The sequence below is a fragment of the Pseudomonas sp. GW821-FHT11G12 genome (assembly GCF_058808055.1).
Window position 1 is genome coordinate 1,621,314 of record NZ_JBXARH010000001.1, and the last position, 23,399, is coordinate 1,644,712.

Annotated in this window: 30 protein-coding genes and 1 riboswitch; of the genes, 19 read left to right on the forward strand and 11 right to left on the reverse strand. The window is 56.8% G+C overall.

The features are described 5' to 3' along the window. Nucleotides 1–167: 167 nt before the first annotated feature. Nucleotides 168–689, reverse strand: coding sequence for an AidA/PixA family protein (locus AC1RR7_RS07210; RefSeq protein WP_493064700.1), 522 nt, complete (start codon nt 687–689; stop codon nt 168–170). Between the two features lie 362 nt (nt 690–1,051). Further along, nucleotides 1,052–1,516, reverse strand: a complete 465-nt coding sequence (locus AC1RR7_RS07215) for a MarR family winged helix-turn-helix transcriptional regulator (RefSeq protein ID WP_176504876.1) — start codon at nt 1,514–1,516, stop codon at nt 1,052–1,054. Nucleotides 1,517–1,737: 221 nt separating this feature from the next. On the opposite strand from AC1RR7_RS07215, the gene AC1RR7_RS07220 reads away from it, so the two are divergent. Further along, nucleotides 1,738–2,196 carry a hypothetical protein gene (locus AC1RR7_RS07220; RefSeq protein ID WP_493156844.1) on the forward strand — a complete coding sequence of 153 codons (459 nt, stop codon included), beginning with the start codon at nt 1,738–1,740 and terminating at the stop codon, nt 2,194–2,196. 51 nt (nt 2,197–2,247) lie between these two features. Here the strand turns inward: AC1RR7_RS07220 and AC1RR7_RS07225 are convergent, their stop codons facing one another. Beyond that, entirely contained in the window at nt 2,248–2,973 is a 726-nt protein-coding gene (locus AC1RR7_RS07225; RefSeq protein WP_493156846.1) for an alpha/beta fold hydrolase, read from the reverse strand. 108 nt (nt 2,974–3,081) lie between these two features. Further along, a complete protein-coding gene (locus AC1RR7_RS07230) occupies nt 3,082–4,005 on the reverse strand; it encodes a LysR family transcriptional regulator (protein WP_493156848.1) in 924 nt (307 codons plus the stop codon). A gap of 185 nt (nt 4,006–4,190) precedes the next feature. Here AC1RR7_RS07230 and AC1RR7_RS07235 point away from each other — a divergent pair, with 185 nt between their 5' ends. The 5 genes from AC1RR7_RS07235 to AC1RR7_RS07255 all read left to right on the forward strand — a co-directional run bounded on the left by AC1RR7_RS07235 (nt 4,191) and on the right by AC1RR7_RS07255 (nt 7,038). Further along, entirely contained in the window at nt 4,191–4,535 is a 345-nt protein-coding gene (locus AC1RR7_RS07235; RefSeq protein WP_493156850.1) for a hypothetical protein, read from the forward strand. 33 nt (nt 4,536–4,568) lie between these two features. Beyond that, on the forward strand, nt 4,569–4,961 hold the full coding sequence (locus AC1RR7_RS07240; RefSeq protein WP_493156852.1) for a hypothetical protein: 393 nt from the start codon (nt 4,569–4,571) through the stop codon (nt 4,959–4,961). Between the two features lie 99 nt (nt 4,962–5,060). Further along, complete coding sequence (locus AC1RR7_RS07245; RefSeq protein ID WP_493156854.1) at nt 5,061–5,711, forward strand: SMI1/KNR4 family protein; 651 nt, start codon at nt 5,061–5,063, stop codon at nt 5,709–5,711. Nucleotides 5,712–6,190: 479 nt separating this feature from the next. Then, nucleotides 6,191–6,574: a hypothetical protein gene (locus AC1RR7_RS07250; protein WP_273536273.1), complete on the forward strand. Its 384-nt coding sequence runs from the start codon at nt 6,191–6,193 to the stop codon at nt 6,572–6,574. A 77-nt stretch (nt 6,575–6,651) separates the two neighbouring features. Beyond that, on the forward strand, nt 6,652–7,038 hold the full coding sequence (locus tag AC1RR7_RS07255) for a c-type cytochrome (protein ID WP_493156995.1): 387 nt from the start codon (nt 6,652–6,654) through the stop codon (nt 7,036–7,038). Nucleotides 7,039–7,112: 74 nt separating this feature from the next. Here the strand turns inward: AC1RR7_RS07255 and AC1RR7_RS07260 are convergent, their stop codons facing one another. From AC1RR7_RS07260 to AC1RR7_RS07270, 3 genes are all read right to left on the reverse strand, one after another. Continuing rightward, nucleotides 7,113–7,718, reverse strand: coding sequence for a hypothetical protein (locus AC1RR7_RS07260; protein ID WP_493156856.1), 606 nt, complete (start codon nt 7,716–7,718; stop codon nt 7,113–7,115). A 261-nt stretch (nt 7,719–7,979) separates the two neighbouring features. Continuing rightward, entirely contained in the window at nt 7,980–8,519 is a 540-nt protein-coding gene (locus AC1RR7_RS07265; RefSeq protein ID WP_493156858.1) for a hypothetical protein, read from the reverse strand. 145 nt (nt 8,520–8,664) lie between these two features. Next, nucleotides 8,665–9,321, reverse strand: a complete 657-nt coding sequence (locus AC1RR7_RS07270; protein WP_493156860.1) for an O-methyltransferase — start codon at nt 9,319–9,321, stop codon at nt 8,665–8,667. 112 nt (nt 9,322–9,433) lie between these two features. On the opposite strand from AC1RR7_RS07270, the gene AC1RR7_RS07275 reads away from it, so the two are divergent. Further along, nucleotides 9,434–10,066 (forward strand): TetR/AcrR family transcriptional regulator, encoded by a 633-nt coding sequence (locus AC1RR7_RS07275; protein WP_493156864.1) that lies wholly within the window; start codon nt 9,434–9,436, stop codon nt 10,064–10,066. On the opposite strand, the gene mug is transcribed toward AC1RR7_RS07275, so the two are convergent. Then, nucleotides 10,039–10,545 carry a G/U mismatch-specific DNA glycosylase gene (mug, locus tag AC1RR7_RS07280; RefSeq protein ID WP_493156866.1) on the reverse strand — a complete coding sequence of 169 codons (507 nt, stop codon included), beginning with the start codon at nt 10,543–10,545 and terminating at the stop codon, nt 10,039–10,041. The two genes, AC1RR7_RS07275 and mug, sit on opposite strands and share 28 nt — an antisense overlap. 367 nt (nt 10,546–10,912) lie before the next feature. Between mug and AC1RR7_RS07285 the strand changes: the two genes are divergently transcribed. Beyond that, nucleotides 10,913–11,656 (forward strand): NYN domain-containing protein, encoded by a 744-nt coding sequence (locus AC1RR7_RS07285; protein WP_102621601.1) that lies wholly within the window; start codon nt 10,913–10,915, stop codon nt 11,654–11,656. A 109-nt stretch (nt 11,657–11,765) separates the two neighbouring features. After that, entirely contained in the window at nt 11,766–12,524 is a 759-nt protein-coding gene (locus AC1RR7_RS07290) for a sulfite exporter TauE/SafE family protein (RefSeq protein ID WP_493156868.1), read from the forward strand. Between the two features lie 24 nt (nt 12,525–12,548). Here AC1RR7_RS07290 and AC1RR7_RS07295 read toward each other — a convergent pair whose 3' ends face one another. Then, on the reverse strand, nt 12,549–13,448 hold the full coding sequence (locus AC1RR7_RS07295) for a pirin family protein (RefSeq protein ID WP_096821734.1): 900 nt from the start codon (nt 13,446–13,448) through the stop codon (nt 12,549–12,551). A gap of 87 nt (nt 13,449–13,535) precedes the next feature. After that, entirely contained in the window at nt 13,536–13,976 is a 441-nt protein-coding gene (locus AC1RR7_RS07300; protein WP_493156870.1) for a DoxX family protein, read from the reverse strand. Nucleotides 13,977–14,147: 171 nt separating this feature from the next. On the opposite strand from AC1RR7_RS07300, the gene AC1RR7_RS07305 reads away from it, so the two are divergent. The 7 genes from AC1RR7_RS07305 (at nt 14,148) to AC1RR7_RS07335 (ending at nt 20,353) form a co-directional block, all read left to right on the forward strand. Further along, nucleotides 14,148–15,065, forward strand: coding sequence for a LysR family transcriptional regulator (locus AC1RR7_RS07305; protein WP_493156872.1), 918 nt, complete (start codon nt 14,148–14,150; stop codon nt 15,063–15,065). Between the two features lie 46 nt (nt 15,066–15,111). Beyond that, complete coding sequence (locus AC1RR7_RS07310) at nt 15,112–16,023, forward strand: hypothetical protein (protein WP_102621605.1); 912 nt, start codon at nt 15,112–15,114, stop codon at nt 16,021–16,023. Nucleotides 16,024–16,131: 108 nt separating this feature from the next. Continuing rightward, nucleotides 16,132–16,337: riboswitch (cobalamin riboswitch) on the forward strand. A 92-nt stretch (nt 16,338–16,429) separates the two neighbouring features. Beyond that, nucleotides 16,430–18,367 carry a TonB-dependent receptor plug domain-containing protein gene (locus AC1RR7_RS07315; RefSeq protein ID WP_493156874.1) on the forward strand — a complete coding sequence of 646 codons (1,938 nt, stop codon included), beginning with the start codon at nt 16,430–16,432 and terminating at the stop codon, nt 18,365–18,367. Beyond that, a complete protein-coding gene (locus tag AC1RR7_RS07320) occupies nt 18,367–18,726 on the forward strand; it encodes a (2Fe-2S) ferredoxin domain-containing protein (RefSeq protein WP_102621607.1) in 360 nt (119 codons plus the stop codon). The genes AC1RR7_RS07315 and AC1RR7_RS07320 overlap by 1 nt, the downstream gene beginning before the upstream one ends. Then, nucleotides 18,723–19,637, forward strand: coding sequence for an ABC transporter substrate-binding protein (locus AC1RR7_RS07325; protein ID WP_493156877.1), 915 nt, complete (start codon nt 18,723–18,725; stop codon nt 19,635–19,637). Before AC1RR7_RS07320 ends, AC1RR7_RS07325 begins: the two co-directional genes overlap by 4 nt. 198 nt (nt 19,638–19,835) lie before the next feature. Beyond that, complete coding sequence (locus AC1RR7_RS07330) at nt 19,836–20,030, forward strand: hypothetical protein (protein ID WP_273541376.1); 195 nt, start codon at nt 19,836–19,838, stop codon at nt 20,028–20,030. Continuing rightward, nucleotides 20,027–20,353, forward strand: a complete 327-nt coding sequence (locus tag AC1RR7_RS07335) for a low molecular weight protein tyrosine phosphatase family protein (protein ID WP_192560704.1) — start codon at nt 20,027–20,029, stop codon at nt 20,351–20,353. The genes AC1RR7_RS07330 and AC1RR7_RS07335 overlap by 4 nt, the downstream gene beginning before the upstream one ends. A gap of 78 nt (nt 20,354–20,431) precedes the next feature. Here the strand turns inward: AC1RR7_RS07335 and AC1RR7_RS07340 are convergent, their stop codons facing one another. Continuing rightward, complete coding sequence (locus AC1RR7_RS07340; RefSeq protein WP_493073556.1) at nt 20,432–20,878, reverse strand: anti-virulence regulator CigR family protein; 447 nt, start codon at nt 20,876–20,878, stop codon at nt 20,432–20,434. A 212-nt stretch (nt 20,879–21,090) separates the two neighbouring features. Between AC1RR7_RS07340 and AC1RR7_RS07345 the strand changes: the two genes are divergently transcribed. The 3 genes from AC1RR7_RS07345 (at nt 21,091) to AC1RR7_RS07355 (ending at nt 23,379) form a co-directional block, all read left to right on the forward strand. Continuing rightward, the gene (locus AC1RR7_RS07345; RefSeq protein ID WP_096821725.1) at nt 21,091–21,522 is read left to right on the forward strand and encodes a bleomycin resistance protein; all 432 of its coding nucleotides are present in this window, start codon (nt 21,091–21,093) and stop codon (nt 21,520–21,522) included. Between the two features lie 18 nt (nt 21,523–21,540). Next, nucleotides 21,541–22,578, forward strand: coding sequence for an alpha/beta hydrolase family protein (locus AC1RR7_RS07350; protein WP_493156879.1), 1,038 nt, complete (start codon nt 21,541–21,543; stop codon nt 22,576–22,578). A 111-nt stretch (nt 22,579–22,689) separates the two neighbouring features. Continuing rightward, nucleotides 22,690–23,379: a phytanoyl-CoA dioxygenase family protein gene (locus AC1RR7_RS07355; protein WP_493156997.1), complete on the forward strand. Its 690-nt coding sequence runs from the start codon at nt 22,690–22,692 to the stop codon at nt 23,377–23,379. Nucleotides 23,380–23,399 lie beyond the last annotated feature (20 nt).

Below are 23,399 nucleotides of genomic sequence, written 5' to 3' on the forward strand. Positions count from 1 at the left end.
GTCCTGCTCTCTGGAAAGTTGAATTTGAGCCTAGCCCACGGCTAGGACTATTCAAGCATTACGCGCCCCAACATTCCCTGAACGAGACTAACGAAAGTCAATAAAAAGCCCGGCCAGACACCTTCGTCACTGACGAAGAGTATCTAGCCGGGCTTTTTGCAGTTCAGTTATTGGTTATTGACGGTGATGTAGGGATCCCAGGTGTGGTCCGTGCCAATCTGATTAAGGTCACGGTCGTACAGGGCGAAGTTGATGGTGTACCAGAGTTTTCCTGGATTCAGAGCAGTGGCTTGCCACAGGCTGTACGTCACATCGGTTTTGGAAATACCGCCGGGAGCACCCTTGTTCAGGTAGATCACCACGCCGGGCACGTTGAAAGAGACCGGTGTCGAGATGGTGCCTTTGTAATCGCCGCCCTGGTGAGGGTCGCCGGGCTGAACGTTTTTGATCTGTGCGATGCGGTCGAAGTTGCGCGACAGCGTGGTGGCACGCCAGCGGATGTTGTCGCCGGTTTTGACATCGATCCACAACTCGTTGCCGCCTTCGCCGGTGCTGCCGCTGGCATGCGGATCGACGGCATCGCGCGTCACCAGCATGGAAATCGCACCGCCGACGTCGTTGGGATGGGCAATCAGGTAATCGGCATCGATATTGACGAGCACGTCGTAAGTATTGGTCGCACTGGACATTTTGCTGCTCCTTGGAGGAATGGCATAAACGACCGCGCCCGCAAAGGCTGTCCGGCTCATCCGGTCCCTGGATGCGGTCTGCGGAGAACAATAGGAGATGGCTTTATGGTGTCAACGTGCGATCAGTTGACGCGAAATAAACGCGGTGTGATGCGGCGCGACCAAGGCGTTGATTTGCTTCTCTGCTGGCCAATCTCGTCATTGTTTTCTGGATGTTCGCTGACTGCTTGAGTTGGCAAAGGCGCACAGTCGTTGTCGGCAAGTGCCGCATAGTAAAAAGGGGACGTATCTATTTCCGGAAAAATAAATACGTCCCCTCTCAGCGCTATATCGATCCGCATTGGGTTTCAGATATCGGCGGGTTAGTCCCTTTGGTCTTCCTCAAGCCTGTTGCGGAGCTGGTTCAGCACATTGTGGGTCGTCTGGATGTCATCGACATCCAGCCCCTCCGAAAGTGTGTTGATCCAGGGCGCTTGAAGTTTCATCGCACGTTCGAATGCTTCTCTTCCGGCATCCGTCAGCACAACCAGCTGCGCTCGGCGATGGTGAGGATTCGGCTGAAACTCCAGCAGTCCATCCTTCACGAGATCGTTGACGATCCGCTGAACGTTCTGGCGATTCGCGCCCATGTCGCGAGCAATCCATGAGACGGGTTGCGCCCGATCGGCATTGACAATCGTTCCCAGGAGCTGCCAGCGGGCACTTGTGAGACCTATTTCTGCTACGAGGCGATCGCCTGCCGTGATCATTCGTGCACTTGCTCGAAAGAGTTCAAGGACCAGATCAGTCATCGCGCGCCCAGCGGGGGTGTGGTTTGGCTTCTTCATGGTGCGAACCTTTCCATATTGACACCATGGTGTCAATTAACTAGAGTTTCGACACCTCGCACCACATTGTCATCATGTTTACAAGCTGGAGGTCATCATGCTTTCTAGCTGAACCGTTACCCCTCCAGCGCCATGGCCATGCCGCATCTGTTTACCAAGGTCGCGGTGCCGAACATCTGTACCGCTTGAGTAACGCCCAATTGACTGACGGTATTCGATAAATGCTGAAACGACTCCACTTGACCGCCAGCATGCTGGCACTGTTTTGCATCGCCACTTTCTTTCTATCGACGATTCTTGTCGAAACCATGGGAGCCCGGCAGTCGATCGCCCAGCTCAAGCACCTGATCGTCAGCCCCGGACTTTGGGTGCTGATCCCGACGATGGTGCTGGCCGGGGCGAGCGGAATGCTGCTGAGCCGATCACGGCAAGGACGCCTGGTGGGCTCAAAGAAGAAACGTATGCCGTTCATTTCCGCCAATGGTCTGTTGGTGCTTGTACCGTGCGCAATTGCGCTCAACCTATGGGCGGCCACTGGAAGATTCGACATGTGGTTTTACATCGTACAGGTCATCGAACTCATCGCAGGGGCCGTCAATCTCACGCTGATGGGGCTGAATGTGCGCGATGGCTTGCGTTTGAGCGGCAGGTTGCAGCGGGCCATACCTCACGGTCGGTAAGCTCGGGGCATCCTTTGCCCTGGCACTCGGATCATGTCTTGCTGCATGAACCTAAAGCGACACCCGCTCCAGAAACCTTTTGATCTCCAGCGAATACGCCCCCGGATGCGAAAACCTGAACATGTGCCCGGTGCGCAGCAGGATGACTTCCTGCGAACCCTTGATGCCGTTGAGGAGAACGCCTGCGGCGTCTTTGCCGATCAGTTTGTCTTCCTCGGGCGTGAGAATCAGTGTGGGCACGTCGATCTTTTTCAGCAGCGCCGTGTAGTCCGCTTTCTCGATCGAGCGCATGCGGTTGATGTAGGCCTTGTGGGACGTTTCCTTGATGAAGAAGGCGCGGCTCTTGTCGGTTGACCAGGGGATCTCCCCTTCCCTGTCGAACGCCGACGCCAATTGCGCGGCGTGAATGCGCAGGGTCATCTGCCGGTAGAACGGGCCAGGGAAAAAGGGTGCAAGGGCTGCCAGGGTCTTGAGCCAGGGCGAGGTGATCGGGCTCCTGGCGAAACCGCCGGAGAGCACCAATCCTCTGAGGCCTTTCGGCTGCCGCGCCGCCACCGCGATCGAGGACACTGCTCCGTAGGAATCGCCCACCAGCACGTAGCTTTCAAGGTCTTTCACCTGGTCGGTGATGACGTTGGCCAACGCTTCCAGCTCGCACACGTCGTCCGGCAAACGCAGGGTGCGCAGGGGGCGGTTCTGCAAGTGGGTCATCTGGTTCAGCTGCCACGGGGCCCCGGCGAAGCACGGGATCATGACCAAAGTGGGCTCTGTGCGCATGGGGTATTCCTGAGGGGGTGAATGAACGACAACCGAACTCTAGGAAGACCGACGCAGGCGATCCAATGGCTTTTACACAGCCTGTTGATGCACCAGATTCATGACGCCTCAGTCGGCGATCATCATGTTCGTGATCCACTCGATGGCGGGCTCGTTGGCGCGCCCACGTGCTCGAACAACGAGCACCTCCCAGGTGGGGAGCGCCAAGGGCAGTTCGAACAGGCTCAGTTGCGCAGTTTCTTGCAACTGCAAGGCGACGCGCTCGGCCACCACGGCGATGGATTGAGACGCGCCGATCATGAACGGAACGGCCAGAAAGCTCGGGCAAGTGACACTCACCTTGCGAGTCCGACCGAGGCTCTCCAGCGCCTCGTCGACGGCGCCCCGAGCATCGCCGCGTGGCGAAACCAAGATGTGCGGCAGGCGCACGAAGTCATCCAGTTCCATGTGCAATTTCTTGCCGCGCTTGACCAACGCCGGGTGGCCCTTGCGCGCGATGCCGACGAAACGCTCCTGATGGATGAGCTGACAATCAAATCGCTGCGGGATCTGGGCGAAAGAGCCCGAGCCCAGCACGATGTCCAGCTCGCCGGCGTCCAGTTGGCGCAGAGCGGATTCGCCATCGGCCGGCCTGAGTTTCAACACCACGTCGGGCGCGGCGGCCTGAATCCGGGCCAGTGCCGGGACGATGACGGTCAACACCGCGTGATCGGTGGCCGCCACGTTGAGTTCGGCTTGTAAACGACTGGGATCGAACGAGCCCCGTGGACTGGCGACAAGCCTGACCGACTCAAGCACCGCCGCGACTCTCGGCATTAGCTCGGTGGCCAGCGGCGTCGGGGCAATGCCTCGGGGGTGACGGATAAACAGCTGATCATCGAAAGCGGTACGCAACCTCGACAAGGCGTGGCTGGTGGCGGACTGGGACAGGTGCAATCGTTCGGCGGCGCGACCGACATGTCTTTCGGCCCAAAGCGCCTCGAGCACCACCAACAGGTTGAGGTCGAAACGCGTCAGGTCCAGGGGCTTCATCCTGTTGTAGCCTTTTGGTTGATTGTTCGGAGCCACGATAGCGTGAGCGCCCTTCAATTGACAGGTATCGGCCGAGGCGTTCGGGAATGAGATCGGTTGGAACGCGTAACGACAGCGGCTGAAAATATGGCTAGTATTCCGGCGTTTTTTGCCAGCATTCAAATCGGACGAAAGCTAATCCAGACATGAAAAGACCACCCGCCTTTCTTGCGCTCATTATCACTTTGTATGTCGCCTATTCTGTATGGCCAATCCTGTTTGGGCCTACGCCAAACAATTTGGGCTATGTCGCATTTTCATTGACTGTTTCGCTTTTTGCTTTCTACGGAAGTGTGATTGCTTGCAATATTCTGGCGATCATCTGCGCCATTGCGGCTCAGGGCTCTCTCGGCGCTGCCATAGAAATCAGCGATAGCAGCATCTATATGAGCGCTGTCTTGATTGCTGCTGCAGTGCTTCCTGCGCGCGGCGCTCACTATTTACTTTTCAGCAAGCGAGTTCACGAATTCCAAGGAAAGTATGCTCAGTAAAATCCTGGATTGAACGGCAATAACGGAGAAGCAATGCCAGCAGAATTAAGTCAACACGATGGGCTGACGATGACCATCCTGCCATGCCCACGCGGTCGGTCGGGCTGTATTCAGGTTCGCCTCACTGGCACTGCGATGCAGGCAGAAATAAAGTCGGAGAAATTTTCTGCGGATATCCAGCAGCCGCTTGACGCGTTTTTTGCGTCGGTTGCGCAGATTAAGGTGGGGGTCGATCAAGATTGGCTTTCTGAAAGCCAGGACTTTTCTTTGTCCGCCACTTTGGACCCATTCTTTCCCGGGTTCATTTACTTGCGTGTGTACCTGGGCTCCACGTCCGATGACGCCTGCGATTGGCAGATGAATGGCTCTTTTTTAGTGACGCCTGAGCAGGTCAGTCAATTCGCCAAAGCGTTGTTGAGCATTTGACGGAGCACGAGGAATTGCCCGGGCATCCGATGGATGTTCCGGCCTTTCACAAAGCCTCAAGCTACGTTAGCGTGCACGTTTTTATGCCGGGAAGCTTCAATGAAAGCAGTGATGGAACGACTTGAAAAATGGTTGGAAACCAATATTCCTGAAATACGTGAAGATTTGGCGCCGGGATGTTCGGACGCTGCAATCGCCGAGTTCGAAAACCTGGTTGGCAGGCCTTTTCCAGACAGCCTGAAGGATCTCTACAAGTGGCATGACGGGCAACGCGGTGCTACGAATTCAGGCCTTTTCTATGGTCTTGAGTTTCTGTCGCTGGCAAAGGCCAGAGAGAATTGGGAATCCTGGAAAGACATTATCGATGAGTGGTCGCCCGAAGAAATGATCGAGGGGAGCGCCTTCTGCAGGTCTGGAACGCCCGACGCTGTCCAGGCGTTGTACGCCAATCGATACTGGATTCCCTTCGCCTACGACTACGGCGGCAACCATCTCGGCGTTGATCTGGACCCAGGCCCGCGCGGAATCGTGGGTCAGGTCATCAATTTTGGCAGCGACGAAGAAGATAAATACGTTGTGGCTACCTCCGTCGCTACGTTTATGGAATGGCTGGTTGATCAGCTCGAAAGTGGCAACTTCGCAATCAGTGAGGAAGATGATGGTTCGCGAAGCTTGAACACCAAGGTGCCCGAGTTGTTTCATTTTCTGGATGCGGTTCCCGTTCTGTTTGGGGCACAGCGTGCTGAGTGAGTCGGAATAAGCACTTAAAAGGGAACTGGTTTTTTTCAAATAACAAATCATGCCCCTTTTTTCACTCCAGACGGTGCAACGTGCTCGAAATACTTCAAGAGGACGGTCATGTACGCTTTCGCGATTAGACAAGGCTATGGCAGCAACAAACTGCTAATTGAGTTCTATCCACAGCCATCGGATATTGGGTTCCAGGAGGCGCTCCGCCTGGTACTGGCGCCATTGGGATTCTCAGTCAGCACCACTGAACATGGCATTTGGGCATCCCACTCCCATCTAGAAAGCAAGTTTGGAACTATTCGAATTGATAGCGACTCTTGGAGCACGTTCGGAGAAGCCGACCAGTGCTCCGATAATGCCACTCTCAATAGGCAACTCATTTATGAGCTCGGTTCAATACTGACCACTAGCGAAGCGTTCCAAGAAGTTCCGTGGCATTGCGCTGGCAAGTCGGGTGACTAAATGCCTGCAAAGGGCTAATGAGTGTGGACAGCTATCGGCCATCTTCTGCCCGCCGCGAGACAGAAGAAAACGACCCAACACAGCCGGTCGGCACCGCCCGAAGTGGACCAAAAGCGGGAGTTATCTGCTATGACAGCAATGACGAATTGGTCTGTGAGAGAGATTGTAAAAATATGAGCACCCAGGGAGGCACTGGACCAAAAATGGATTTCATCGTGGACTTCCTGTTCAACGTATTGGCTTACAAGGTTGGCGTTTTCGTGCTGCGCCTGCTGAGTGGCGGTCGTTTCAAGGGCGAAAGCGGTTTTGCCTGGGGCTGGGCACTCGTCGTCGGCGGTTTGGTGCTGTACACACCTTTTGTGGTTTTTATCGCCCTGCTCATTCATTACAGCGGCGGGTAGCTATCCGTCATTCGCGTCAACTTCTGAAGCGAGTGAAGCGTTTCATCGTCAAAACCCATCAATATCGACCTATAAAAATGAAAGCATCAGTCTTCTCTTTACTCGCCATTTTGCTGCTCACTCAAACAGGCCCTTCCTTTGCGGACAACATCAACGGAAAAAATCTCTACTCACAGAGATGCGCCGTGTGCCACGGGCCCGATATCAAGGGAACCGGGCCATTGGCCCAAAAAAGCAATCCTCCGACACCTGATCTGACAACACCTGCCTTCAAGAAGCGGCTCAATGATTACCCGGGCGTGATCGTGTCCTCGATCATCCTTCGCCCGAACGGCGACCTGATTCCAAAAACCTTGCGCGAGAATGGTGTGAAGATCCCGCCACACGCCTGGAGCGTCAGCGATTTTCGCGATTTGAATCAATATATGAGTGGTTTGATTTCTCATGCGGGCAAACAAAAATGAGGCAGATCCATTATCCAGTAGATGGATTATGGATCTGCCCCATTTTTCAAGGAAAAGGAAAGCTCCTTTCTGCTTCACACGGTTTGGCAACCCAGGTTGGAATTCGATGCATAGGCCTGAGAAACGAGGAGAATAGATCTGGACGCAACGGCATAGATAACTGCCAAGCCCGTGATCATAAATGTCAAAAACCACAACGCGTTATTAATGGAAGCTGGATCCATAAGATTTGTGACGCCAATCATCACTATCCCGTAAAGCAGCGGAATTAGAGAGAGACAGAGCGCAACCGTGGTTAATCTTTCAAGCATCAGAATAAATTCAGTCCTCTCATTGCAACGAAACGAGTCTTTTGCTTTCTTCAATGCCAGTTTGGCGCGAATCAAATCGTAAACGGCCATAGCGCCGCCAGCAAAGCAAATCCAAGCCATCGGATCGCCCAACATAAACTTAGACTTAGATCCGAGAAAATAGAGAACCAGGTAGCCAACAGGTGCGATCAACAGGAAAAACACCACGCTGTATATTTCTCGAGCCGCCTCGGTGAATCGTTCTTTAATTTTCCCTTTTAGTCGTCGAGCGATGCACCAATACATCAAAGGCGTGAGCAAGATCACTATCAAAAAGGCAAAAGCCGTGGTGACTTGGACCCACTCTTTTGCATAGAAGCTTTCGAACATTCAGGCAGTTTCCTAACAGTCAAATAACAAGGCAACCGAGATGGATTCTTACGCCATTTTGTCGTATCAACCCCCTCGCCCACCTACGTCCGTGTTTCGAGCCATCAACGGTAACCTGTACAGGCCCCAATGATGGCACCATGATGCACACAAGCCGTTTTTTAAACAACTGCTGCTCGTGGACGAGCGCTATCACTCAACAGGATTTCCTGTTGCAGCAAACTCCCGATAACGAATACCCAGAGGCACACTGGGTCAATTTTATCGCCCCGCCTTTTCTGTTTCTTGCTGTTCCTTCTCTTTTTTTGGCTGTTCTTTCTCTGCGCCTTTTATATTCTCGATCAGGTCAACGACATAGTCCTGATTGAAGCCCGCCACGAATGACCAGAACAGTAACTTGGCGTAGGCCGCGTACCCTTCCGCATGTTGGCAAAAAATATCGTTGAAGATTTGCTTCAAACATTTCGGATCGTCGTCCGGAACGATCACCGGAAACAGGTCGCCCCTGATAACACCGGAAAGGAACAAGAGGTACAAGAGCCCCGCCAGTATCCCGCCGATGAATGAAGGCAGTATCAAAGCGAACCATGACTTGGCGAGGTTTTCGATTTCCGGATCGGTCAGTATCGACAGTCGTCTGTGAAACCCTACGTAGCCCCCGATATTCCCGGCGATACAAACGATAAAGGGCACTTTGTAGTCGGGCAGACTGTAAGTGACGGCAATCGCCAGCAACAACAGGGCTATGAAAATCCAGAATATTCGCTTCCAGATGATGTTGAGGTCGTCCTGACGATTCATGATCAGCTCCCTGATCCTGGCCATGTGTTGGTCTTCATGACGATAGACGAATCCTGTCGCACGCATGAAAGATCAAACCGAAAAATGCCTCGAAGGTCCGCTTCTAAAGCAACACGCACCCTCGCGGCATTTCGGATGCCACCGCTCAGCCCAACCGCATCGACACTTCAATGTCATCGGCAAACGGCACGCTGAGGTAACCGTTCTCTGGCGAGCGCACATGGGCCAGGTATTCCGGGCAGTAATTGGTGTTGTCGGCCACCACCAGCGCACCAGGTCGCAGGTGTTTTTCAACCAGGTTCAACACGTCGCCATACAACGCCTTGGCCCCGTCGAGCAGCAACAGATCGACCGTTTCCGGCAGGTCGCTCGCCAAGGTCACCAGTGCATCACCTTCGCGGATTTCAATCAGATCACTGACGCCACCCTCAACGAAGTGACGTCGCGCCAGTTCGATTTTCGACGGTTCGAACTCGCTGCCGATCAGCACACCGCCGCCGTTGTCCCGCAGCGCTGCCGCCAGGTGCAGGGTCGACAGGCCGAACGAGGTGCCGAACTCAACGATGGCTTTGGCCTGGGTGCTACGGGCCAGCATGTACAGCAGTTTGCCGGTGTCGCGGGAGACAGGCAGCCACAGGTCTTTGAGCATGCCGTAGAGTTCGCGGTACTCGGTTTTGCTGTGCATCAGGCGTTCACGTTCTTCATTGGACACGGTGTTCAGGAGCGGACTGGTGGCGGCGCTGGCCTGGGTGTAGAGGCGTTCGATCAGAGTTGCCAGGGGTTCAGTGGTCAAGGTTGTCATGGTGGTTTTCCGTCAGTCGAGGGCTAAAATGCGAATGATTCGTCGCGTTTAAATGATGCGAGCGAATGGCCCGATTCGCTATTCGCATTCCCTTTTCACGCCTGAGATGACCATGACCGACCGCCAGACTGCCCGTATTTCCTCACGCAAACAGCCGCAACAGGCCCGCTCCGCCGAGTTGGTTTCCGCGATTCTGCAGGCGGCTATTCAGGTTTTGGCCAAGGAAGGCGCGACCCGATTCACCACGGCGCGGGTTGCGGAGAAGGCTGGCGTGAGCGTGGGCTCGCTGTATCAGTACTTCCCGAACAAGGCGGCGATTCTGTTTCGGTTGCAGAGTGATGAGTGGTTGCAAACAACGGAGATGCTGCAGCGGATTCTGCAAAATCGGGAAGCATCGCCACTGGATCGTCTGCGCACGCTGGTGCATGCGTTTATCCGTTCGGAGTGTGAGGAGGCGCAGATGCGCGGTGCGTTGAGTGACGCGGCGCCGCTTTATCGTGATGCGCCCGAGGCCCATGAAGTACGGGCGGCGGGCAAGCGAACCTTTGAGGCGTTCATGGTTGAATTGCTGCCCGAGGCGAGCGAATCCACTCGTACGCTGGCCTGCGATCTGATCCTGGCCACACTCAGTTCGGTGGGGAAGGATTTCTCACTCAGCCCGCGTACTGACGACGAAATCACCGCGCGTGCGGAGGCGATGGCCGACATGTTTCGTGCTTATGTGGTTTCGCTCGATGCCAGGTAAAGCTGTCGATACGCCGTCACCAATTGTTCCTGGTTGAACGCCAGATTGCGGCCGCTGGGATTCGGCAGAACCCACACTGCCGCGCCGCCAAACGGGGTGTTTTGCAGCCCCCATTCAATCGACTTTTTCCCGGACAACCCGGCATAGGCAGCCTTGCCGAGAAACGCCACGAAGCGCGGCGAATACCGGGCGATCTTGCGTTCGAAATTCGCAGCGGCGGCGGTGAATTCGTCCGCCGATAACTGATCCGCCCGGGCCGTCGGACGCTCGACCACGGCTGTCAACCCGCAATGAAATTGCAGGATCGTACGATCGCTTTCAGGGCTCACCTCGTGCGGTGTGAACCCAGCCAGGTGCAGCGTGCGCCAGAAGCGATTGCTTCGTCCGGCGAAGTGATGCCCCTGCTCCGCCGCCAACAGGCCAGGGTTGATCCCGCAGAACACTACGGACAGGCCTTCGGTCAGGATGTCTTCAAGCATCAACTTTTCCCCTTTATTGCAGATACTCCAATCTGTACGACTGCGTGTTTTGATATTGACCGTTCAAAACAGTCATACCCCATTCCTTCAAGCTACAAGCCCTTGCGCAAAAACCTACAAATACGTCAGAAAGTGCTGGCTTGTGGGCCAATTCCTTAGGCTTTATCTTTCCCCCGGTCCCTGCTCATCGACAGAATGAAAAGCACATTCAAGATTGATGGGCAGGCCTTGATCAAAACAAAGAAGGCGCGATTGACGGCACCGTCATCGCTCCCTAACCTACCCACATCCCGCCCAAGGCAGTAAGCCGTCCTAACCATCCAGGACGTGCCAAACCCTTGGGCGTTTTTGTTTTCAGGAAGAACGTATGCCCACAGCGGTTCTGGTTGACGGCGCCTACTTCATCAAACGATTTCGAAGGATAGAACCTCACAACGCATTCAATGCCGAACGCGCTGCCGATCTGGTACACCGATGGGCAACAGCTCACCTGATGTCCAGAGCCTTCTCTGGTCAAAGTGGCCTGCCTTCAGGGCCGCAGCAACGTCCCAGAAAAGAGCTTTATAGAATATTTTTCTACGACTGCCCTCCATTGGACACAAAGCAGCACAACCCCATAACGAAAAAATTCGTGGACTTCTCCAAATCCAAAGAAGCGGTTTTTCGTAGAGAGCTACATATTCGGTTGCGAAGCAAACGCAAACTGGCCCTGCGGCTGGGACATCTATCGAAAGATGTGAAATGGACAATCAAACCCTCAAGAATCGCCGAGCTGCTCAAAGGCAAAATTCAGATATCCGACCTGACAGAAACCGACGTCAGCATAGACACCCGACAAAAGGGGGTTGATATGAGAATCGGCGTCGATGTCGCATCACTTTCGTTCAAGCAACAAGTCGATCAGATCGTCCTCATTGCGGGTGATGCAGACTTTGTACCGGCGGCGAAGATGGCTCGCCGCGAAGGCGTTGATTTCATACTTGATCCGATGTGGCAGAACATTCCTGATGGGTTGATGGAGCACATCGATGGATTGCGCTCCACATGCCCGAAGCCGAAGCTTCGACCCGCATCCAATGACCACAGTATCGATCTGGGTTCAAACCCATGATCCGCCCGGCAACTGGCCCACGGAATAGCCTCAAAACTGTAACTGTTAACCGCGCAGATCATGAGCGAAATTAAGGCCATTTCCCGCCCTCATGAAGTGAGCGAAAACCTTGGAACTGACCCTCACCACCTTCCTCGTCACCTTCGCCGGCGTGTTCCTGATCTGCTTCATGAAGGGCGCGTTCGGCGGTGGTTTCGCGATTGTCGGGATTCCGTTGCTGTCGTTGGTGATGGACCCGATCACGGCTGGCGGGCTGTTGGCGCCGCTGTTTGTCGCCATGGACTTGTTCAGTCTGCGCTACTGGAAGCCTTCAACCTGGTCAAAACCGGATCTGCGCCTGCTGGTACCAGGACTGGTCGTCGGCATCGGCCTGGGTTATCTGCTTTTTCGGGTGCTGGATCACCGAGCGATCGCCATCGTAATGGCGGTGGTCACCCTGCTGTTTGTCGGTTTGTGGTTCAAGGCGGGTGGAGAAGTCCGCGTGAAGCCGCGCTCATCGCCCAAAGCGCTGGCCGCTGGCCTTACATCGGGCATCACGACCATGGTCGCGCACTCCGGCGGGCCGCCGCTGGCAATCTATCTGTTGCCGCTGGGCCTGAGCAAACAGATGTATGCCGGAACGACCAGCCTGTTTTTCACGGTCGGCAATCTGCTTAAAGCCGTACCCTGGCTGCTGCTGGCCAAACCCAGCGGCAACGTCCTGACGCTGATGTTCGTCAGCCTGCTCGCCGTACCCAGCGGGGTCTGGCTGGGCTGGCGGCTGCACGCCAGACTGGATCAGCGCCAGATGTACCGCGCCTGTTATGGCTTGCTGGTAGTCACAGCGCTGAAACTGTTGTGGGATGGTGTCGAGGGATACATGGCCTGAGTGAATTCTCAGGTCAGATCCGGTTTACTTGAACACCGGCACGGCAGCCGACCCGTCCGACTGTTTGAGATACTCACGCAACCGCCCACCGATTTCCGCAATCTTCGCCTCACCCTCTCGCAAGGCTTGCGGGTTGGTGTGCACGGAGTAGTTTCCCAGCGCCAGGTCATAGGGATGTGGTTGCGCCGAGCCGATCACGAACACCGTGCCTTCGCGCATGGCCTTTAGCGTCACGGCGCCGTTGCCAGGTTCGAAGACCGCCATTTCACCCGCGCTGACCAGATCCGGCGCCGCCAGCAATCCACGGCTGACACTCAGCCATAACGACTCGTGACCTTCGGGTGGGGTGTACGTCCAGGATTCCCCGGCACCCAGCGTGACCAACAAGTAATTCATTCCCGCAGGCGCTCTAACCGGGCTCTGGACACCTTGGTGCAAGCCGAGAATCACCCGCGCCGGCCCCACTTCAGGCATCGCGCCGGACTCAAGGTATTGGCTGTCGACACTGGCGTTTTCCAGCTCTGGAGGCAGCGCCACCCACAGTTGAAAGCCCTGAACCCGCTCCGAAGTACCCACCGACATTTCCTTGCCGTGCCAGACACCGCCGCCCGCCCGCATCCACTCGACACCGCCGTAATCGATCATGCCCTTGCCTGACTCGGCGTCCTCGAAACGCAAGTTGCCTTCGGTAATCACCGTGACGGTAGCGATCCCCGAATGCGGATGCATCGGCATGCCGTGAATGAACGAGGCCTCGCCTTCAAACAGATCGAGGAACACAAACGGCTTGATCAGATGCCCCAGATCCGAAGGGCTCATCAGTCGCACGATCGCGCCATGCCCACTGCCGCTGGTGCGATAACGGATTGCTCGGAGGGTATGGGTTTCACGGGTGTAGCCAGAAAGTTGTTGCTGAACGGTCATGATGATTACTCGGTTCTGTCGCGGGGTACGGCCAACAAAAAATGCTGAAACGCGGTGAAGGAACCTGTCCTTCACCGCGCTCGGGTATCAACCGCGACGAGCGTCGAGGCTGAAGCGGCCGGCACCGAAGGCCACGACCTGCAACAGGCCACCGGCCATGGCGATGTTCTTGAAGAAGTGGATGAACTGGTTCTGGTCAGCCAGTGCACTGTGGAAGGCCAGTGCGGTGAACACGCTGAACGCAGCCAGCACAGCGGCGACGGTGCGGGTGCGGTATCCGGCGATCAGCGCCAGGCCACCACCGACTTCAACGATGATCGCCACTGCCAGTGCAACTTGTGGAAGCGGCAGGCCCACCGAGCCGATGTAACCGATCATCATGGCCGGAGCGGCCAGTTTGGAAAAACCGGAGAGAATGAAAATCACGCTGAGCAATACGCGGCCAATCAAGGCAGCCGAAGCTTGTTTGGTGTCGGAAGCGTTCTGTTCAGAAGCCTGTGCTTGAGCGATGTTTGCAGAAGTAGCCATGGGAGTATTTCCTTCAATGGGGTCCGGTTCGACTTGAACCGTCCGGATGAAGAAATGTTGCGCCTCGGCAGCTCATCTGAATAGCCGACTAATTTAGATCATTACGTTCGATAAAATAGGTAAGCTACATATTCCACGGTAACGCGCCCATGGCGACTCAAGGACACAGGCATGATCTCCGATCCAGGCACACCGACACTCGATCAACTGCGCGTATTCCTGACTGTCGTCGAAGTCGGCAGTTTTGCAGCCGCTGCGCGCAAGCTTCACCGGGCGACGTCGGTGATCAGCTACTCGATCGCCAACCTTGAGATGCAATTGGGCGTCACCTTGTTCGATCGTGAAACCACCCGCAAGCCGCAACTGACCGACGCCGGCCGCACCGTGCTGGCCGAGGCCCGGACCATCGCCAACGGCGTGCACGGTTTGCGAGCCAAGGTCAAAGGCCTGCTTCAGGGGCTGGAAGCCGAAGTGCACGTGGTGCTCGACGTGATGTTGCCCGCCGAGCGCGTGGTGGATGCGCTGAAATCCTTTCGGGAAGAATTCCCCACCGTCGCCCTGCACCTGCACATGGAAGCACTCGGCGCCGTGACTGAACGGGTGATCAATCGCGGCGCGGTGGTCGGCGTCAGCGGGCCCATGAACGACGGCATCAACGGTATCGAAAGAATCGGCATCGGCAGCGTCGAGCTGATTCCGGTGGCAGCGCCAAATCATCCGCTGGCTTCGGGCGAAGCCAACGTTCCCGGTGCCGGACGTGAGCATACGCAACTGGTGCTGTCCGATCGCTCACGCCTGACCAAAGACAGGGAGTTCGCCGTGCTGAGCAACCGCACCTGGCGCCTGGCGGACCTGGGTGCCAAACACATGTTGCTGCGCGAGGGCATCGGCTGGGGGAATATGCCGAAGCCGATGATTCAGGAGGATCTGGACAGCGGCCGACTGGTACAACTGGATTTGTCGGAGTACGCCAGCGGGCAATACACCTTCGATGCGATCTACCGTACCGATGTGCCACCGGGGCCGGCGGCGCGGTGGTTGATCGAGCGGTTTGTACAACAAGGCAAGGCGCACGTGACGGCTGTCTGAAGCGCCCGCGAAACCAATTGATATTTCACTGAAAAAAGAGCACGACATGGAGTTATCTTTGATCAAAGAAATGTTCGAGTATTCGGCTTACGCCATTCTCGGAATTCTGGGTCTGTTTATTTGTTTTTGCGGGTTGTTCGTTTGGCAAAGCCGTTTATTGCCAAGCCGGCTGAATGACATTGGTTGGAAAAGAGTTGATTACGCCTGGATCATCGCGGGCTCGATGGGCCTCATATTTCAATTTATCCAGGTTGGCCTGGACTCAAAGCTTTCAAACCTGAGAGTGGAAGAAACCTTTGGTCAGCTTTCTGCCCAGTCCCTGAATATCGCAGCAGACGAGTTAAGCGATGCCAGAATCTGCTTGCCAATTTCAGTGAAAAAAGACGACGTACTGGAGCGCGAATCAGCCCAGCAGCTCGCTAGCGCCTGTGATCTGTTTCAAAAAATTCGTCCTGTAAACCGCGTGGACACTAAAGTAGACAGAAACGTTTTCATGAATTACGACAGCGTTTTTCCAGAGGCTGAAAGATTTTCCGATCCGCTGATCGTTGAACAAGTGAAGCGCTTCAAACGGGCCTACGCCGATTACGAGGAACAGGCTCAGGCATTACACAAAACGCAATACGCTGCCTACGTCTACGAACGGTACCTGAAACTCCTTCAATTAATGGCAACACCTCTTCTGGTGGTCGCGGTTGCCCTCAGATTGGCCAAGGTGAAGGGTGAAATTCGATTAAAAACCCACCCTATGGAAAATAAACCGGACAACTCCATCTCCCCGCAAGCGCTGGCCAATGCGGTAAAGGGACTGGCAACTTCGGCCCAAGTGGACGACCTGGTCGTCAGGCTCAATAAACTCGAAAGTTCAAACCGGCTCAAACTGAACATTATCTTCATAATGATGTTTGTACTCGGCGCGGGGATTATCTCGGTGTTTATGCTCTCGAACGTTCACTAGAACCAGAACTTCAGTGATTCAATTATCAGGGTTCGCCGCAATCTCGCGCCTGCGTCGCAGGAGCTTTACATCCTTCAACGAAGTTGACGAGCGGTCATCCGAATGTTCAGATGCCGCCCTGTTTCAGGTGTCCCATGCCGCCGTGCATGGGGTGAAACGGGAAACCGGTACGTTCTTTTCGAACAAGTCCGGTGCTGCCCCCGCAACGGTAGGCGCGTGATGCTTTCGACACACCACTGTGGCCAGACGGCCATGGGAAGGTGAAAGCATCCATACGCGCAAGCCCGGAGACCGGCCTGAAATTCTGTTTGGCAAAATCCTGCGGTGGGCGGGCATGGGCCGGTGTCGGCGTGTGCGCGATGCCTTCTCCTGCATGCTCTTCTGCGAAGATCCTTTCGAGAAGACAATGATTCGACCTTTCAACACTCCGGCTCCATCCCTGTTGCTTGGCTGTCTGTTCAGCCCCCTGTTGCTGGCGGACGACGCGCCGCTCGAACTCACTCAGCAAATCGTTTCCGCGCCGTCCGTGGAGTCCACGACCGTGGCCGACATGGCGCAATTCGGCAGCAAGGTCGAGATCGTCACCCGCGAGCAGATCGAGCGCGCCGGCCCCAGCGCCGATGTCAGCCGCGTCATGCAGATGTTCATTCCCGGCCTGTACGTCGCGCCGAAAAACGGCCCGTTCGACTACGGCACCTATTCCCTGCTGGGCGGGCGCAACGATGACACGCTGATCCTGCTCGACGGCGTGCGTCTGAACAATCGCCTGTACGGCGGCCTGTACCTGGACACCCTGCCGGCCAACGCCATCGAACGCATCGAAGTGCTCAAGGGTGGGCAGAGCCTGCTGTTCGGCACTCAGGCCGTGTCCGGCGTGATCAACATCGTGACTCGCAGCCCGCAGAGCCGCAAAGCCTCCGGCGAAGTGAACATGGGCGTGGATACCTTCGGTGGCACCACCGAGGATGCGCGGGTCGAGAACATCTTCACCAACGGTTTCGGCGACCTGGGCTTGCTGGCCTACGTCAGTCATAACGTCTCGGACGGCTATCAGCCGTTTCGCAATCGCGACATCAAGAACGACAGCGAAAAGAAGCGCGCCTACGAAGTCACCACCTTCGGCGGCAAGGCGATTCAGTCCTTTGGCGACGACGCGCGCATGGAGCTGTTCTACCAATACGCCGACGCCAACCTCGACTTCGCCCGCCCGGTCGACAACCACAAGACCACCAACGACCGCGTCCAGCAGATCGCCACGGCGACCTTCGAACAGAACATCAACGAGCGCCTGAGCTACTTCGTCAAAGGCCACATCAACGACTGGGACACCCGCTACACGCGCATCAACAACACCGCCAATGGCGGCACCAGAACCATCAATCACAACGACTACTGGGGCTTCACCGACTGGGGTGTGCAGACCGAAGGCAAGGCTGAATTGCCCGGCGGCCATGTGCTGGTGTTCGGTACGGACAACCAATGGTTCAAAGGCCAGGACGATGTGCTGATCATCGACAATGACAAGGCAGAAGCCCACGCGCTGTACACCCAGTTGCGCCCGCAGATCGACGCCCTGCCCGACTGGCACCCGAGCATCGGCATTCGTCACGAAGCCATGAGCGGCGGCGACAGCGCCACGGTCGGCATGCTCACTTCGCTGTATGACCTCAATGAACACTGGGCACTGCGCGGCCAGTACGGCACGGCCTACAAACTGCCGAACGCCGAGCAACTGTTCGTCAACGAACCGGGTGACGAGTTGGGTAACCGCAACCTGAAACCGGAGAAAAGTCGCAACGCCGAACTCGGTCTCGACTACAAAGGCCTGCTGCTCGACCGCGAGTTCAGTGCCAGCGTTACCCTGTTCAAACGCAAGATCGACGACCTGATCACCCTCGACGACATCCAGTGGGTCAACGGCCAGGGGCGGATCCAGATGCGCGGTTTCGAGGCGGACGCGAAACTGGCGCTCAACGAGCAATGGAGCCTGCAAGCGGACATGACTCGCAACCTCACCGAATCGCGCGCCGGGGTGACGCTGAACGATGTGCCGAGCTTCTTCGCCCGCTCGCGCATCGGTTACGAGTCGGTTGACCGGATGTGGGGCGCCGGCGGTGCGATCCGCTATATCCGCGATGTGATCAGCTCGAAACAGGTCGAGTACGGCCATTACTCCGTGGTGGACGCCGACGCTTATCGCTACCTGGACGGCGCGCACCAGCACCGGTTGAGCCTGCTGGTGGAAAACCTGTTCGACCGCGATTACGTCACCAGCCACTCGAACAACGTCGACAACCTCGGACGGCCGTTCACCTCCGAAGTGCGCTACACGTACCGTTTCTGATGGCTGAAATCAAAACCATCGACGGCGTCGACACGCACCCGGACTGGTCGCATGTTCCCGCCCATGCCCGCCACGTATTCCTCTGCACCGGCCCGCGCTGCACCCAGCGCGGCGCCTTGCAGATATGGAAAACCCTGCGTCGGCACTTGCTGGCGCATGACCGCATCGAGACCCCCGGCGGCGTTTTGCTGACCCGCACGCACTGTCAATTCCCGTGCAACCTGGGGCCGGTCATGACGGTGTATCCGGAGACCTGCTGGTATGGCGTGCGCAGCCACGCGGATGCGCAACGGCTGGTCGAAGTGCACCTGGTGGGCGGCGAAGTGCTCGAGGATCTGTTGATCAAGGAGCGCTCGTGAGAACGCTGTGCTTTCTGGCGGGCGCCCTGCTCTGCGCTTCTCCGATTCTGGCAGATGATTACCGCAATTGTGGCGAGACCTGGCACCTGCCGGCATCACCACCGTCGCGGATTGTGGCCCTCAATCAGCATGCGGCCGATCTCGTGTTGGCGTTGGGCGCGGGCCCGACGCTGGCAGGCGTTGCCTATCTGGATGACACCGGTACGCCGCAATCCGAGTACTTCGGCGTGCCAGTGATCTCGCCCCGCTATCCATCGAGCGAAGTACTGTACGCGCAGAAACCGGATCTCGTGGTCGGCGGCTTCGCCACGGCGTTTGGCAACGGCGTGACGTCACGCAGCGGACTGGGGCGCAACGGCGTGGCTTCGTACTTGCTGGAATCGGCCTGCAACGGACATTCGCTGGATTACTTCGAACACATCCGCAACGACCTCTCGACCCTCGGTGCCTTGCTGCACAAGCAGCAGCGCGCTCGGGAACTGAGCGATGCAATGGATGCCGATCTGGAAAAGGCCAAGGCGTTAACCCGCCCGGGCAGGCCACTGTCAGTGTTCTATCTCGACAGCGAGGTCAATGGTCTCGACAGCGAAGGTCGACGGGGTTTCGTCACCACCCTGCTGGCCGCAGCCGGGGCTGGAAACCTGTTCGCCGAGATCAATCAATACCGGGTGACCGTCAGCCGCGAAACCCTGCTCGCCAGTGATCCGGATGTGATCCTGCTGGCCGACGCGCAATGGTCGCCGGCCAGTCGCAAGCGTCAGTTGCTGATGCAAGATCCGGTGCTGTCGACCCTGCGGGCCGTACGCCAGAACCGGATGATCGATATTTCCTTCACGCATCTGTTGCCGACGGTGGGCAGTGGTCGGGTGGCGCTGGAGTTGGCGCGACAGCTCAAGGCATTGAGTCCTTAAAGGGGACAGATTTATTTTTCCTGCCTCCGGCTGAAAGGCGTTTCGCGAGTTCTTGGTGAGAATCCCGCACCGCCGCCATTCATGGCGGCAAATGACGATTTTCAATGCGTCCAGCTTTCGGTACTCCCGATTCGCGTTTACCATACGCCCAACTCGTATTACCGCGGCTGCTGAACCCGGTATTCACGAGGACAGACCATGAACAGAACCCGCGCCTGGAGACGCACCCAGGCCCGTAAACACGGCAATGACAAAGCGGTTCGTCCGCCAACTTTCAAACCGGAAAAGAACTGGAAGTTGATGTACATCCGATCCACCAAACTGGTCAGGGCTCGCCAACTCGGCATGAGCTACCCCATTCGTTCCACCCGCCAATTGCTGGATCAAGAGTGACGAACCTACTGTTCATTTGCAGTCGTAACCAATGGCGCAGCCCAACAGCGGAAGCAGTCTGGCGCCGCCGGCCCGGCTTCAATGTTCGTTCAGCGGGCACCAGCCCCAATGCACGCAAGACCATCGGCCCAGCGGATATTCGCTGGGCCGATTTCATTTTTGTGATGGAAACCAAACACCTGAATCGCCTGCGGGCCGAGTACGCCCGGCTGCTGGAGCACAAGCGAATTCACTCGCTGGACATTCCGGATGACTATCACTACATGGATCCGGAGCTGGTAGAACTTCTTGAGAAATCGGTAAAACCCTACCTCCCTGACTGACTTCTCCGTCGCCAGGCAATGAAACAAATAAAACGGAATTCCCCTCATGTCTGCATCATATGGGGACAGATCTATTTTTCAATCGAAGGCGCCGTTTAGCACTTCATAAATCAACCCGGTGGCCAGCGCGACCAGGATCAGATCGGTGCCGACCTGCTGCCATTCGTAGCCGTCGTAGTGCGGCAGTCTGCCGACCAGTCGACCATCGAGTTTCTTCGCAATCCCGGGTGGGAGCGGCTTGCCCCGGGCCAGGTTCTTCTGGATCCCGGGCGGCAACGCCGGGCCCGGGGTCCAGTAGCCGCGATACCCGTCCACAATCCCGATCACCCCGGCGTAGTCGATACTCGGACCATGCCCCTGATACCCGTCCCCGCCTTTTTTCCCCTGATTGCCATGGCCCTGGCTGTTATGCGGATTGCCTTTGCCCTGCCCCTTTCCGTTGCCAGGATCGGCCAGCGCTGTCACCGAACTGCTCAGCAGCGCAATACAGGTCGTGGTCGCAATCAATGTGCGTAAACCGGACATCGGTCGTTCCTTGAATGAATGGGTGTCTGTGGATTCTAGTCAGTTTTTTACAGGTATGGAGAGACGGCCCTGTCATCGCGGTTTGTGACGATTTTCGATGCGTGCAGCTTCCGGTACTCCCCGATTCGCGCTTACCATGCGCCCGACTCGTATTACTGCGGGGAAGAAGTCTGGCGCCGTCGTCCCGACTTCAACGAAAAGGAATTCACCCCATGTTTGAACGGAACAAACTGGTTCCAGAATTGATGGTCACGGATCTGCAGGCCAGCCTCGCGTTCTGGGTCTCCTGCCTGGGGTTCAACATCGCTTATCAACGCCCTGAAGATGGCTTCGCCTACCTCGACCTGAATGGCGCTCAAGTCATGCTCGAGCAGGTTGAACCGAATGCAGGCCAGTGGCTGACGGCGGATCTGAGCAAGCCTTTCGGAAGAGGCGTCAATCTGCAGATTGACGTTGAGGCGGTTGCCCCCATCATCGAAAGACTGGGCACTGCCCAGGTCTCACTCTATAAAACCTGCAAAGACACCTGGTATCGCGCTGACGATGTCGAAGTCGGCCAGCGTGAATTTCTCGTTCAGGATCCCGACGGTTATCTCGTAAGACTGGTAGAACGTCTGGGCGAACGTCCTGTTTGCCCGATTTGATCAAGGAAGATAAAAACAATGAAAAACGCTTTCCGCATCCTGCTTCTGATCTGCTTTTCGGCCAGCGCACACGCTGACGAAAACCCCATCGGTTTCCGGACCGCCACACTGCTGGATGCGCACAACGACCGTCCGCTGGAGATGGTCGTCTGGTATCCCGCGAAGACCACCGCCACCCCGCAGTTGATTGCCGACGATATTGTGTTCGTCGGGACGGCGGCAGTGCGCGATGCACCACCGACTACCGGTGAGCATCCGTTACTGGTGCTCTCGCATGGTTACCGAGGGAACTGGAGCAACCAGGCCTGGCTGGCTACCGCCTTGGCCCGTCAGGGTTACATCGTGGCGGCGGTCAACCATCCCGGCACCACGACGCATGACCGCAGTCCTCAAGCCGCTGCACAGTTGTGGCAGCGACCTGCCGACATCAGCCGCGTCATCGATGCAGTCACCGCTAGGCCGGAGCAACTGGGTGCCGTTTCGATGCGGCGAATTGCGGTAGCCGGCCATTCACTCGGCGGCTGGACCGCCCTCGAAATCGCCGGTTCACGGTTCGATCCCGAGCGCTTTGCGAAGGACTGCACAGCCCATCAAAAACTGGCCAGTTGCTCGGTCTACAAGACGATCAACGTCGCCGACACGCCAGAATCGAAGAGCCGGATGAGCGCGGACTTGAGCGACAAACGCGTCAGCGCGATCGTTTCACTGGACCTGGGCCTGTCACGCGGCATGACCGATACAAGCCTCGCCGCGCTGCCGATTCCGACACTGGTGATTGGCGCTGGCGTACCGTCAGAAGACCTGCCCGCCCAATTGGAGTCGGCCAACCTTGCCAAGCGGCTGCCTTCGGCATCGTCGCAGTATGTCGAGATCAGCGACGCCAGCCATTTCAGCTTCATGGCATCGTGCAAGCCCGGCGCAGTGGAGTTGCTTGAAGAAGACTCGCCAGGCGACGGCATCATTTGCGGGGATGGCGGCGGCCGATCGCGTGAGGTGATCCAGCAACAGGTGGTGGCATTGATCGACGGTTTTCTGACCCGGTCACTTGCAAACTGATGACGGTGTTGCCCGCGCATTACCGGGCGGCGCTTGATGAGTTTGAAAGGGCTGAAAAACAGCGGGTTTTGACCAAGGTGACTCTGAATGACGGTACGGCAACGGATACCTATGTCTACGCCCTGCGCTAGACAACTTCACCTAAACGGCTACGCCCTGCTCCGCCAGGCAATCCCGGCTGCATGGCTGACCGAGCTTCGGAACACGTTCGACACCGGCGTAAGGCCCTCAAGCGAATGGCCCGTGCCCCGTGGCATCGACTGGCGCCATTCGCTGCTGGACACAGACCCGACCGTTCAGGCCGTGTGCCGATTGCCACAAGTGCTGGCGGTGGTTAGCGAGTTGATCGGCGAACGCTTCTTCCTCTCCCAGGTGGAGGGCCGCGAGCCGCTTGCCGGTGGCGGTCATCAACAATTGCACCGCGACTTGTCGGCACAACGCCCCGGCGACACCGTCAACGCGCTGGTGTACCTCGACGATTACGGTCCCGACAACGGTGCAACACGCATCGTCCCCGGCAGCCATCGCCCCGCACCGGGCGAGCCCCCGTTCGATTTCACTGACGAGTCCCGCTCGGTGCAGCTTTGCGGCAGTGCTGGCGACATCCTGATCTTCGATGCCGACCTGATCCACGCTGGCAGCTTGAACCCCACCGGCACACGCCGCCGCACTCTATTGATCACCTGGTTTTCTGAATCTCTCTACGCCACACACCTGGAAACAGTGAGCCTCAGAAACATACAAATGGACACGACCGAGCGGTTCGATCCGGCGGACTTCGTCCTCGAGCCCCTGAACTGAAGCAGCCACCCGCCACTGAA